Consider the following 13,421-nt stretch of genomic DNA (forward strand, 5'->3'; position numbering starts at 1 on the left):
TAGCTACTCCTTTGCCCGGAATAACTAAACCACCTCCAATTTATGTACAAGTTTACAAACCACGAAACGATTCGGATGCTTATGCGACTTTCGTTCCTCCAGGTAGTACTGACGGCGTTGCTGATCAACGGCGCGCTGGCCGCCCGGGCGCAGGAATTGCTCGACCAGCGGGTGAGCGTTCGGCTGGACAATTACACCGTCCGGCAGGCCTTGCTGACGCTCGAAAAAACGGCGCACGTCAAGTTCGTCTACAGCCGTCAGGTAGTTCAGATCGACCGGAAAATCTCGCTGGCCGCAACCGACGAACGGCTGGTGGACGTTCTCGACCGATTGCTGAAACCGCTGCAACTGAGCTATGTCGTCACCGGAAGCCAGATCGCGCTCGTCCGTTCCACGATTCCAGACGGCATGGGGCGTGTTCAGCCCACGCCCAAATTCGAAGAAACGGCCCAAACCGCCGACCGGTCGGTGAGTGGAAAAGTGACCGACGAAAAAGGGGAGGGGTTGCCGGGCGTGAGTGTGGTGGTGAAGAATACGACGCGCGGCACCACCACCGACGGAAACGGCGCGTTTCGGCTGAGTGTTCCCGACGAAACCGCCGTACTGATTTTTTCCTTTGTGGGCTATGTCAATCAGGAAGTTAGCGTCGGGAGCCGGACGGTTTTCGACATCCGGCTTGCTCCCGATCAGAAGGCGCTGGACGAGGTGGTGGTGGTGGGGTACGGGACTGTCAAAAAGAGTGATTTAACGGGTTCACTGTCACAGGTCAAATCCAAAGACATCAACTCGTACCCGGCCACCAACGTGTTGCAGGCCTTGTCGGGCCGGGCGGCTGGGGTGCAGGTGTTGCAGAATACCGGAGCACCGGGTGGCAGCGTCAGTGTTCGAATTCGGGGCACCAACTCCATTCAGGGGAGCAACGAGCCGCTGTATGTGGTGGACGGTTTTCCGATGTCGGGCAGCAACCCGACGGTGTTGAACAACGCCGATATTGAAAACATCGAGATTTTGAAAGACGCATCGGCCACGGCGATTTACGGGTCGCGGGGGGCGAATGGCGTGGTGTTGATTACGACCAAACGCGGGAAAGCCGGTAAAACCAGCGTCGACGTGGAGACCAGTTATAGCAGCCAGACGCTGCGGAAAAAACTTGATCTGATGAATGCGAAGGAATACGCAACGTTTTACAACGAACAGGCAACCAACGACGGACTGAAACCGTATTTCACGCAGGCCCAGATCGACGCGTTCGGGAACGGGTCTGACTGGCAGGATCTGGTGTTTCAGAAAGCGCCCATGAAAACGGTTGCGCTGAACATCAGTGGCGGCAACGAAAAAACGCAGTTTTCGCTGTCGGGCAGCACGTTTAATCAGGACGGCATCATCCGGGGCAGCGACTACAACCGGTATTCGCTGCGGGCCAACATCAACCACGCCATCAGCCAAAAGCTCAGCGTCAATGTGGCCAGCACCCTCACCCGGATCAAATCCAGTGCCCAGAACAGCCAGGGGAGCAACCGGGGCGGTTCGCTGATTGCGGGGGCGGTTTCGGCCCCGCCGGTTCTGGGTCCCTACAAGGCCGATGGAACCTACGAAATGTTTGGAACCACCTACGCGTTCATCAATACGCAACTGCGTAACCCAATCAACACCCTCAACGAACAAAGTAACGCCACCCGGGGCAACCGGGTCATGACGAATGCCGCCTTTGTGTACAACCCCATACCGGAACTGACGATCAAAATTTCGGGCGGTATTGAAAATTCCGACGATCGAACGGATTCCTATACCACCAACAACTTTTTTGGCTCACAGGGCGGGGCCAGTGTCAGCACCAGCCAGTTTACCAGTTTGTTGAACGAGAACACGATCAGTTACGCCAAAACCATCCGGGAAAAGCACAGCGTTTCGGCGGTGGCCGGATTTACCTACCAGGATTTTGTCAGCACGTCGTTGAGCGGCAGTGGTCAGGGCTACATCAGCAACACCAGCCAAACCTACGATCTGGCTGCGGCCAGTACGCCGGGCATCCCCAACTCAGGCTACTCCAAATCGTCACTTTTGTCCTATCTGGGACGCATCAATTACGCCTTTGACAGCAAATACCTGGCGACGTTCAGCTTTCGGGCGGACGGTTCTTCCAAATACAGCGAAGGCGATAAATGGGGGTATTTCCCGTCCGGGGCGCTAGCCTGGCGGATTTCCAATGAAGATTTTCTGAAAAACAGCCGACTGGTTTCCGACCTGAAACTGCGGGTAAGCTGGGGACTGACGGGTAGCCAGGCGATTGGCGCCTACGCGACCCTGAATCAGCTTGTTTCGGCGAAAACCATCTTTGGGGATGCCCTCTATACGGCCTATGCGCCCGGCACCAACCTGCCCGGAAACCTGAAATGGGAAACCACCGAGCAAAAGGACATCGGGATCGATTTCGGCGTTTTGGGAAACCGGATTCTGGTGACGGCCGATTATTACATCAAAAACACCCGCGATTTGCTCAATACGGTCCAACTGCCGTCCTCGCTGGGCTTCGTAACCACTATTCAGAACATCGGGGAAGTGCAGAACAAAGGACTTGAACTGGGAATCAACGCCAATGTGCTGACCGGTGCTTTCAAATGGAACGTCAACACCAACGTGGCTTTCAACCGCAACAAGGTCATCAAACTACACGGTGGACAGGATATTCTGGGCGGTTTTGTCGATCTGTCGGCGATTACCGACACGCGGAACATCCTGCGGGAAGGGCAGCCGATGGGTCGTTTCTGGGGCTACCTCGAAGACGGTTACGACGAAAAAGGAAAGATCAAATACCGGGATCTGGACGGCGATAAAGCCATCACGGTACGGGATAAAACCTACATTGGAGACCCGAATCCGAACTTTATCTACGGTTTGAATTCCAACATGTCGTACCGGAATTTCGACCTGACGATCTTTTTGCAGGGCACCCAGGGTAACGACATCTTCAACAGCAGCGCCATCAACAACACGGTCGATTATGGCTACGGCCTGAACATGCCCCGCGAGGTGCTGCGGGATCACTGGACGCCCACCAACACGACGGCCAAATACCCGGTCATCAGCAGCACCACGCGGACCAATGTCTCCGACCGGTTTGTGGAAGACGGTTCATACCTGCGGTTGAAAAACATTGTGCTGGCCTATAACCTGCCGGTTCAGAAGTGGGGTGTCAACTGGATTCGCTCGGCGCAGTTCTACGCCAGCGGCCAGAACCTGCTGACTTTCACCAACTATTCCTGGTGGGACCCGGAAGTGAACTCCAACGGGGGTGCCAACTCCACCGCCCAGGGTTTTGACCAGTACAGTTACCCAACCGCCAAATCGATCACCGTGGGCCTGCGGGCGGGATTTTAATTTTGAATGAGTAAATGATAGAATGAGTGAATAAATAAATCCACAAACTTCTTTTCCCATTCTATCATTCACTCATTCTATCATTCAAAATTAGAAAAACATGAAAAAGATATTCCTTCTCCCCATGCTCTTCCTGATGTCCTGTGAGGATGTTTTGAAGGAGGAGCCGAAAACGCTGGCGGTTGAAACCTTCTACAACACGAAAGTAGAGGTAGAAGCGGCCACCAACGCCATTTACACCCCTTTGCGCAGCAGTTCGACCAACGGTATGGGCGTCTACATCGCCGTACTGGAAGGCCATATCGATTACGCGTATGGCCGGGGCAGTTACGCCGTTCTGAATAATTTCCAGGGGCTCGATAACGTGAACATCAGCCGGGTTTCCGGTGCCTGGGAAGCTTATTACCTCAGTATTCGGAATGCCAATCTGGTGATTAAAAATGCACCCAACGGCAATGCGATCAGCAAAGCCGATGTCACCGGTTTTGTGGCCGAAGCCAAATTCCTGCGGGCGTTCAGCTATTTCCACCTTGTGCGCAATTGGGGCGGTGTTCCGATCCGGACGGAAGCCAACATGACCGAAATCGATGCCAAACGGAATACCGTCGATGAGGTTTATGCCCTGATTCTGGCCGATCTGAAAGAAGCCGAAACCAACCTGCCCGACCAGGTGACGCAACCAGGCCGACCGACCCGGTGGGCCGCGAAAACCATGCTGGCGGATGTCTATTTGCAATTGGCAAAATTTGCCGAAGCCCGTGACAAGGCCGATGAGGTGATCAAGTCGGGGAAATTTTCGCTGATTCCGGTGACCACGTCCGACGACTTTCAGAAGGTATTTGGCCCGGATCTAATTTCCACGCCCGAAGAAATTTTCTACCTGAAATTCTCCCGCCAGCCCGCACAGGGCAACCTCTTTCCAACCTTGACCAATCACCCCGGGACCAAATTTCTGGGCGGTGGCGGTGGCGTTTTTGGTCTGCACGGCGATAACACCAACCCGGTGTACAGAAACTGGGACAACGCGGATTTGCGCAAGGGAATCTGGTATTCCTGGAACATCGGCATCGGTGCTACCTCCTTGCTGAGCAAAAAATTCATCGATCCGAATTCGCTCGAATTTGCCGGTGCCGGGAATGATGTGCCCTGGTATCGGTATGCCGACCTACTCCTGATTTATGCCGAAGCTGCGGGCCGGGCCGGGAGTGCGCCAACGGCGGCCGCAATGGAAGCTCTCAATCAGGTCCACCGCCGGGCGTATGGCAAAAACCCAACCGCAGCTTCTCCGGTCGATTTCAAACTGGAAGACTATCCCACGACGGCGGCTTTCGTGAATCTGGTCGTCAAAGAGCGCGGCTACGAATTTCAGTACGAAGGCAAGCGGTGGCTGGAGTTGAAACGGACCGGAAAAGCGCAGGAGATTATTCTGGCGGCTAAAGGAAAAACCATCGCCGACAAACATTTCCTGTGGCCGATCCCGGTTTCCGAACTGAACTACAACAAGGCAATCGATCCGGTGAAAGACCAGAATCCAGGGTATTGATTTTTAACGACTTAATAGCAAAAGTAATTTGCCCCCAACCCCCTAAAGGGGGCTAAACACTTCCGGATTTAGAAGCCCCCTTTAGGGGGTTGGGGGCAAATTAAATAAATTCTTAACAGCGAAATCCTTATGGAATCCAACGATAATAAACCCGAACTCTCCTCTCTATTTAACCTGAACCGCCGGAAATTCCTGCGGTCTGCGGCTCTGGGCACCACGGCTCTTTCTGGTCTTGGCTTAACAAATGGGGAAGCTGCTGAAGCAAAAGACGCAACCAAATTTTCGGAACCTTCCCGCGATCTGCCCATCAAAGGTGACGTCGATGTGATCGTTTGCGGGGGAGGGCCAGCAGGGATTGCAGCCGCCATCACAGCCGCCCGCGCCGGTGCCCGAACGCAGTTGCTCGAAATCCACGGCTGTCTGGGGGGCGTCTGGACGGCGGGTTTATTGACTTATATCTTCGATTTCAACAAACCGGGTCTGACGAAAGAGATCATCCAAAAACTCGACGAACGCGACGCCCGGCGCAACAAGGTTCCGGATCAGTTTGTCTATGCGCCGGATGATATGAAGGTGCTGCTCGAAGAAATGTGCGCCGAAGCGGGCGTAAAATTCCTGCTGCACACCCGGGTGGCGGCCGCTTACAAAGACAAAAACCAGGTGACGACCGTCATCACCGAATCGAAATCGGGGCGGCAGGCCTGGAAGGCGAAAGTGTTTATCGATGCCACCGGCGACGGTGATCTGGGCGCTCAGGCCGGCAACAGCTGGGAAATCGGCAAGGGCGGTGATACCTGTCCGTGCCAGCCGTTGACCCTCAATACGTTGGCGGTTGTGAAAGATGCCGCTGCGCTGAAACCGTACATTTCGTTTTACCAGGACGACAACGGCAAAGCCAACATGGACTGGCACGTGAAAGCGACGAAGGAATTTATGAAAGAGATCAACCGCGCCGGTATTACGCCTTCCTACGGGATGCCTACGCTGTTCCTCATTCGCGATAATCTGGTGATGGTGATGGTTAATCACGAATACAACATCAAGGCGTTCGATGCCGATGAAATTACCGAAGCCACCGTGCGGGCGCGGGCGGAGGTGTACAGCATTGTCCACGGTCTGAACAAACTCGGTGGGCCGTGGGAAGGGATTCAGATTGTGGCAACCCCCGAGCAGATCGGCATTCGGGATGGTCGCCGGATTCACGGTCGGTATACGGTTACCAAAGAGGATCTTGCGATGGGTGCCCGGCACCAGGATGCTGTCGTTCGGCCCACGTTCGGCGTCGATATTCACGCTTCCGACCGCAAAACCAACGAAACGGAAACCATTTCGCGGGGCGGTATTAAAATGATCCCGTATGACATTCCGTTGCGGGCGCTGATTGCCAAAGATGTCGACGGGTTGATGATGGCCGGTCGATGCATCAGCGGTGATTTTACAGCCCACGCCAGCTACCGCGTCACCGGCAATGCCGTGGCAATGGGCGAAGCCGCCGGGGTGGTGGCCGCCCTGGCTGCCAAAAGCAAGCGATTGCCCCATGAGGTGCAATGGAGTGAGGCCGTGGCGGTTTTGACCAAACTCGGGATGCGCGGCTGATGAAAACCGCCCTGCTGTTGTGGTTTTTGCTCCTTTCCAGGGCTTATGCCGACGTTGTTTTGCCCTCGATTCTGGCGTCGGACATGGTGTTACAACAGGAAACCAATGTGGCCCTCTGGGGTTGGGCGAATCCGACCGAAAAAATAACCGTTACTGCTAGTTGGGATAACCGGTCGGTGAGCGTCACCGGTGCTGCCGATGCGACCTGGAAAATTCGCCTGCGAACGCCCAAAAGCGGTGGGCCATATTCCATTACGATTCAGGGGAACAATACGGTTTTGCTGACCAATATTCTGATCGGTGAAGTCTGGCTGTGTTCGGGGCAGTCGAACATGGCGTTGACTGCCGCCGGAGGGGTGAAGGACGCCTGGGCTGAATTGCCGAAGGCCCACAACCCCAACATGCGGTTTTTTAAGATGAACCGTCGGGCGGCCGTTTCGCCCCAGAACGACGTGGGCGGAAACTGGTCGATTTGTGATTCGGTCAGTTTGAAACGATTCAGTGCCGTCGGATACTTTTTCGGGAAGAAACTGCAAGCCGAACTTGGCATTCCGATTGGCCTGATTGATATGTCGTGGGGCGGTTCCAAGATGGATACCTGGCTGCCTGAATCGCTCGTCAATCTGTATCCCGAAACCCGCCATTCGGGCCGGACGATGGTCAAAACGCCCTGGGCACCGAACGTTCCGGGCGTTTTGTTCAACGGCATGGTCGCGCCCATTACGTCGTTCGCCATTGCCGGGGTGATCTGGTACCAGGGCGAGTCGAACCGGCATTATGCGCCGGCCTATTACCAATTGACGCGTCTGCTCGTGGAAAGTTGGCGCGGACGCTGGCAGACCGATTTCCCGTTTTACTTCGTCCAACTGGCTCCGTATCGCTACGGCGGAACGTTTGAAACCGCGTTGATTCGGGAAAAACAGACGAGGGCGATGGCTATTCCGAAAACCGGCATGGTGGTGACGACCGATCTGGTCGATAATCTGGATGATATTCATCCGGCGTATAAAAAAGAAGTCGGGAATCGGCTGGCCAACTGGGCGTTGGCCGACACCTATCATCAAAAGATCGATTCGTACAAAAGTCCGCAATACCGCTCCCTGCGCATCCACGGAAACCGCATCCGGCTGACCTTCGACCACGCGCCCAACGGCCTGATTGCCAGAACCGGGGTGCTGACGGAATTTGAAATCGCCGGGGCCGATCAAGTTTTCAGGAAAGCACGGGCCCGGATTAAACACAACACCGTTGAAGTTTGGGCCGATAGCGTCGAGAATCCCGTCGCCGTCCGGTTTGCGTTTCGGGATGCGCCCGAACCCACGTTATTCAGCGCAGAAGGCTTGCCGGTTATTCCGTTTCGGACGGATGATTGGGATCTGGGGCTGGTTAAAAAGGAATGGTGAATTATAAATGATGAACGCCAAATGTAAAAGTGTCCCCAGCTTGCACTTGCACTTTTACATTTGGCGTTCATCATTTTACATTTTTCATTCCCTTTTCTTTTCTTCCTTTTTTCGCAAAACTTTTTCTAAAAAAATCCCAACCGCCACTACGTATATTCGGCTTTGAATTTGTCTTTATTCCAAAGGGACTAAAAACCCGGGAATCAGAAGTTTAAATCGTCGTGTATGCGGGCTGCTTTTACGCAAGAATCTTCGGAAAACACCGGTCGGAAAGACGGCGGTGAATCGATGGCACACCGGCCCGACGGGTCGGATGGGGCCGAATCGGTGACCACGCTGGATTCCGAATTGTTCATTCGCCGGACGTTCGGAACCGATCCGAAAAAAGGCTGCGAATTGCTTTTTCGGCTGTATTACAAGCCGATGTGTACGCACGCCACCCGGTTTGTGTATTCCCGCGAAATTGCGGAAGATCTGGTGGCCGACATTTTCTACAACTTCTGGAACACGCAGGCATTCAGTCAGGTACAGCATTCGTACCGGGCTTATCTGTTCCGTTCGGTTCGCAATCGCGCCTACAATTACCTGATGAACGAGCTGAAAAAGAGCGATCCGCTGGAGTCGGCCCTGCAGCAGGAATCGGCTTCCTCCGATGCACCCGAACGCATGATGCAATTTGAGGAATTGTACCGGAAGGTGGACGAACTGGTGGGAACCTTGCCTCCGCAATGCCAGAAAGTGTTCATCATGAACCGGTTTGAGGGGAAGAAAAACCGGGAAATCGCCGACGAACTCCACCTATCGATTCGTACCGTGGAAACCCACATCGGAAAAGCCCTGGCAACTTTGCGAACCGGTCTGAAAGACAGTTGGATGTGGATGGCTTTGCTGGCAGGTATGACCGACTGGCCAGCCTGAAATTCCTCTTTTTCGAGCCTCCGACTACGTGTAGATCCCGTCCTTTTTGTCTAGCTAGAAACGGCGTCAAAACAACAACCGCTTCCGACGAGCCAAACCATGAATCCGATGATTACGAAAGAACTGGTGTTCGCGCATTTTGCCGGTAAGACCACCCCCCTGCAGAAGCGGCAGATCGAACAGTGGCTGCACGACGAAATCAACCAGGAATCGTTCTACCGGTGGCTGGTGGAATGGGAACGCCAGGCGCCCCCGTATGTGCCGGAACTGGACCAGGCTCTGGAGCGGTATGTGCAACACATGCAGACTCATCCGTCGGTGGCAACCGTCAGCAGTGTGGAAACGTTGCGGGAAACCGGTCGAAGCTTCCGATTTCCGATCCGCTGGCTGGCTGCCGCAGCGGTGTTGATCGGGCTGGTTTTTGCTGGCTGGCTGGGTCGGAACCGAATTTATTACCAGACTTACCGGACGGATTTTGGGCAAACCCGCTCGCTGACGCTGTCGGATGGCAGCAAGGTGACGCTGAACGCCAATTCGGAATTGCAGGTTCCCCGGTTTGGGTTCGGAGCCGAAACCCGCGAGGTTGTGCTGTTCGGGGAAGCCTTCTTTTCGGTTACGCACCAGGCTGGACATCAGAAGTTTCTGGTGAAAACCCAGGGCGATTTCAACGTAACCGTTCTCGGAACCGAGTTCACCGTTTATTCCCGGACGCGGGGTGGCAAGGTGATGCTTCGCCGGGGAAAAGTGGAACTGAGCTACACCGAAAACCGCCAACGCCGGCAGGTGACGCTGAAACCGGGCGATCTGGCGACATTTAGCCGACAAAATCAACTGCAACTTCAGAGCCAGGTGGAACCCGAAAAATATACGGCTTTTACGGAAAAACGCTTCGTTTTTGAAGACATGTCCCTGCGTGAGTTTGGCGATATGCTCACGGAAAATTACGGCTTGCAGGTCGAAATCAGCAGCGACCAACTAGCCCGGCGCACGCTGGTAGGATCGTTCCGCGCCGACAATGTAGACGATTTGCTCAATACCGTTTCCGAAGTCTTTGGCATCCGGGTTGTCCGGCACGACGACACCGTCCGGTTTGTCGAAGACCACTAACCATTCCTAAACCCTTTTGTTGCCATGAAAAGACCCTTACGAAAAACGCTCTGGGGCGGCTGTCTATTTGCCTTGCTTTCCCTGATGAGCTTCCCAAACCGGGCCCAGACGTTGGCCCGCGCCCAGCAACCCACCGCCCGGCAGGAAAATACCCCGGAAGTCCGCAAACTGCGGGATGTGCTGAAGGATTTGAAAAATCACTACGGCGTGGATATTCTGTTCGAAGGCGGTTTGCTGGAAGGCGTTACCGTTCCGGCGGGGCGGCTGAATTACAACCGGAAGCTGGAGTTTAATCTGGACAAACTGTTGAATGCGACCGGTTTGTATTACAAAAAAGCGCAGAACGGCGCTTACCTGATTCTCGACAAAAAACAGGGTCGCCGGAACGCCGACTCGCCGGAAGTGCTGCAACGCGTGAATGAAACCACGCCCGGTTTTTCCGCACCTTTGACGGCCAGGATTCCGCCGGTTCAGGAGTTGGTGGTGTCCAGCCAGGCGAAAAATGCGAGCGATCAGACGATTGGCGGAACCGTCACCAGCGAAACCGGCGAAGGGCTGCCGGGCGTCAGCATCGTCATCAAAAATACCACGCGGGGAACCACCACCGATGCCGATGGAAAATTTAAACTCAGCATTTCAGACGGTCAGGTGACGCTGATTTTTTCCTTCGTCGGGTATCTGAACCAGGAAGTTGCGGTCGGAAACCGTACGATCATTGACGTCCGGCTGGCTCCCGATACCAAAGCGTTGGGCGAAGTCGTTGTTGTCGGCTACGGTACCCGAACCAAAAGCTCCCTGACCGGGGCCATTGCCTCTGTCAAAGCCGAGGAATTGAAAGCGACGCCGGTGGCTAACCTAGCGCAGGGTCTTCAGGGGCGCGTGAGCGGGCTGGACATGCGGCAAAATTCGGGAACACCCGGCGGCAACATCAGCGTGCGCATCCGGGGGACGAACTCCATCAACGGAACGTCGGAACCGCTGTATGTGATCGACGGGATTCAGATTTCGGCGTCGTCGGGCGTCAATGCGGCCAATCCGCTTTCCCAGATCAATCCGTCGGACATCGAGTCGGTGGAGGTGTTGAAAGATGCAGCAGCCACGGCGATTTACGGGGCCAGAGCGGCCAACGGCGTGGTGTTGATCACGACCAAACGCGGCAAAGACGGCGTGACGAACGTTTCGTACGACGGCTACATCGGTCAGCAGGAAACCACCCGGAAGCTGGGCATCCTGAATGCGACGCAGTTTGCCCAGTTGGAAAACGCCACCTACAGCCCCACCGTCGTGTATCCCAATCCGGATGCGGTGGGGGCAGGAACCAATTACCTGGATTTGATTTTTCGCCAGGCGATGATTCAGAACCACCAGCTCTCGGTGAACACCGGCACGAACAAAACCCAGATTGCGCTCGGCGCAAATTATTTTAGTCAGGAAGGGATCATCAAAAAGACAGATTACGAGCGGTATGCGCTCCGGGCCAACATCGACCACCGGATCAGTGAGCGGGTGAAGGTCGGCACCAGTCTGTATTACACCGCAACGGGCGAAAACCGGGTGAATGCGGGCGGAACGGGGGTGAACGTCACGAGTGCGCGCGAAGGCATTCTGGGCCGGGCCGTGGCGGCTCCGCCAACCTTGCGACCCTACCGGGCCGATGGCAGCGTGTATTCCTTTGCCGATCAGTTCAACGGACGCTACCGGGAAACCGTCAATCCAATGGGCGAGCTGGCGAAGAAGAATTACACCAGCGGCAACCGGTTTCTGGGTAATTTGTACCTTGAAGTGACGCTCCTCAAAGGGCTGACGTACCGCGCCAGCCTCAACGCTGATCTGTCCTCCAGTTTACAGGAACAGTATTCGCCCCGCTCCATTGTCGACTCGATTTCGCTGAACAATCCCAACGCCGTGAACGGATCGGCCATCAACAACAGCAGCTACGCCCGAACCTTGCTGCACGAAAGCATCCTGACCTACAAAACCCAGTTTGGTCAATACCATACGCTCAATGCGACCGTGGTGTACGCGACGCAGTCGGATATTTTGCAGACCAATAACCAGACGGCTTCCGGTTTTGGCAACGACTTCACCGAAAACTGGTCCACCGCGAATGCCACGGTGTATGCGCTGTCGAGCTTCCGGAATAAAAGCAGCCTGAGCTCGTGGCTGGGGCGGGTGGGATATGGTTTTAAAGACCGGTATTTTCTGGATCTGACGGGTCGGGTGGATGGCTCCAGCAAGTTTGGTGCGAACAACAAATACGGTTTTTTTCCGGCGGTGTCGGCGGCCTGGCGGATCATCGAGGAGGAATTTATGAAACCCGTCAAATTCGTCAGTGACCTGAAACTGCGGGCGAGCTACGGCGTGACCGGAAATGCGGGGGCCATCGGGCCATACCAGTCGCTGGCGACGGTGAGCGGACAGGGCTACAACTACAATTTCAACAACATAACCCAAACCGGCATCAACCCGAGCGGGATTGCGAACCCGGATTTGAAATGGGAACAGGCGACGCAACTCGACATTGGTCTGGATGCGTCTTTTCTGAATAACCGGCTGACTGTCGTCGCCGATTATTACCACAAACGAACCGATAACCTGCTCTTCACCAAAGCCTTGCCGATGTCATCGGGTTACACAACCATCACGGGGAATTACGGTTCGATCCAGAACAAGGGGCTGGAATTGGGACTGAGTGGCAAGATTTTGACGGGCGCGGTCAAGTGGGAAGCGTCGGGAAACATCACCTTCAACAAAAACAAGGTGCTGGCGCTGGACGGTATTCAGAACGAAATTGCCCTGTCGAGCTATTCCATTTTGAAAGTCGGGCAACCACTGGGGATCTACCGGACGTATATGTTGGACGGCATTAACCAGACCGGTGAAACCTTCCTCCCCGGCTATGACGCCCGGACGGGCGGTTTTAAAATCAAGGATGTCAATGGCGACGGCAAAATCAGCACCGATGATCAGGTGATTGTCGGGAATGCGCAGCCCAAGTACTTTTTCGGGTTTTCGACGCTGGTGAAATACAAGAATTTTGAACTGAGCGGTTTTCTGCAGGGCGTGCAGGGGAGTCGGCTGTTCAACGGTTTCCGGTTTACGTTCGAAACACCATCCGGGCAGGTCAATTTGCTCGAAGGAACGGCCAACCGCTGGTCGGCGACCAACCCCAACAACGAGTATGTCAAACCGGCGCAGGGCACGAACCTGCCGGTGGGCGATCGCTGGGTGGAAGACAATTCGTACATCCGGGTCAAGAACTTAACGCTGGCCTACAACCTTCCCCGCGTCAAATTCACCAAAGGTATTCGGGCGTATGTGGCTGGAAACAACCTTTTTACGCTGACTAAATACCAGGGCTGGGACCCCGAATCCAATAATTACGGGAGTGCCAATGCGCTGTTTTACGACAACGGTACGTACCCGGCGGCCAAATCGTACGTAGTGGGCCTTCAGTGTACGTTCTGATCCTTAAC

Annotated in this window: 7 protein-coding genes; all 7 read left to right on the forward strand. The window is 54.8% G+C overall.

Translation table 11 applies throughout. The features are described from left to right. Window positions 1-42 precede the first annotated feature (42 nt). The 7 genes from ACS5NO_RS07170 (at window position 43) to ACS5NO_RS07200 (ending at window position 13,413) form a co-directional block, all read left to right on the forward strand. Entirely contained in the window at window positions 43-3,378 is a 3,336-nt protein-coding gene (locus tag ACS5NO_RS07170; RefSeq protein WP_439414493.1) for a TonB-dependent receptor, read from the forward strand. 100 nt (window positions 3,379-3,478) lie between these two features. Further along, window positions 3,479-4,921: a RagB/SusD family nutrient uptake outer membrane protein gene (locus tag ACS5NO_RS07175; protein ID WP_439414494.1), complete on the forward strand. Its 1,443-nt coding sequence runs from the start codon at window positions 3,479-3,481 to the stop codon at window positions 4,919-4,921. Window positions 4,922-5,050: 129 nt separating this feature from the next. Then, complete coding sequence (locus ACS5NO_RS07180; RefSeq protein ID WP_439414495.1) at window positions 5,051-6,517, forward strand: FAD-dependent oxidoreductase; 1,467 nt, start codon at window positions 5,051-5,053, stop codon at window positions 6,515-6,517. Continuing rightward, window positions 6,517-7,920 (forward strand): sialate O-acetylesterase, encoded by a 1,404-nt coding sequence (locus tag ACS5NO_RS07185; RefSeq protein ID WP_439414496.1) that lies wholly within the window; start codon window positions 6,517-6,519, stop codon window positions 7,918-7,920. Before ACS5NO_RS07180 ends, ACS5NO_RS07185 begins: the two co-directional genes overlap by 1 nt. 225 nt (window positions 7,921-8,145) lie before the next feature. Continuing rightward, the gene (locus tag ACS5NO_RS07190) at window positions 8,146-8,838 is read left to right on the forward strand and encodes an RNA polymerase sigma-70 factor (RefSeq protein ID WP_439414497.1); all 693 of its coding nucleotides are present in this window, start codon (window positions 8,146-8,148) and stop codon (window positions 8,836-8,838) included. Between the two features lie 99 nt (window positions 8,839-8,937). Then, window positions 8,938-9,945 (forward strand): FecR family protein, encoded by a 1,008-nt coding sequence (locus ACS5NO_RS07195; protein WP_439414498.1) that lies wholly within the window; start codon window positions 8,938-8,940, stop codon window positions 9,943-9,945. Between the two features lie 24 nt (window positions 9,946-9,969). Next, complete coding sequence (locus ACS5NO_RS07200) at window positions 9,970-13,413, forward strand: SusC/RagA family TonB-linked outer membrane protein (protein ID WP_439414499.1); 3,444 nt, start codon at window positions 9,970-9,972, stop codon at window positions 13,411-13,413. Window positions 13,414-13,421: the final 8 nt, after the last annotated feature.

It is taken from the genome of Larkinella fluvii (assembly GCF_051857545.1).
Lineage (GTDB): Bacteria > Bacteroidota > Bacteroidia > Cytophagales > Spirosomataceae > Larkinella.

Bases quoted from the DNA above. Each gene is read 5' to 3' on its own strand.
- ACS5NO_RS07170 (WP_439414493.1), top strand. From the start codon at position 43: ATGTACAAGTTTACAAACCACGAAACGATTCGGATGCTTATGCGACTT.
- ACS5NO_RS07175 (WP_439414494.1), top strand. From the start codon at position 3,479: ATGAAAAAGATATTCCTTCTCCCCATGCTCTTCCTGATGTCCTGTGAG.
- ACS5NO_RS07180 (WP_439414495.1), top strand. From the start codon at position 5,051: ATGGAATCCAACGATAATAAACCCGAACTCTCCTCTCTATTTAACCTG.
- ACS5NO_RS07185 (WP_439414496.1), top strand. From the start codon at position 6,517: ATGAAAACCGCCCTGCTGTTGTGGTTTTTGCTCCTTTCCAGGGCTTAT.
- ACS5NO_RS07190 (WP_439414497.1), top strand. From the start codon at position 8,146: ATGCGGGCTGCTTTTACGCAAGAATCTTCGGAAAACACCGGTCGGAAA.
- ACS5NO_RS07195 (WP_439414498.1), top strand. From the start codon at position 8,938: ATGAATCCGATGATTACGAAAGAACTGGTGTTCGCGCATTTTGCCGGT.
- ACS5NO_RS07200 (WP_439414499.1), top strand. From the start codon at position 9,970: ATGAAAAGACCCTTACGAAAAACGCTCTGGGGCGGCTGTCTATTTGCC.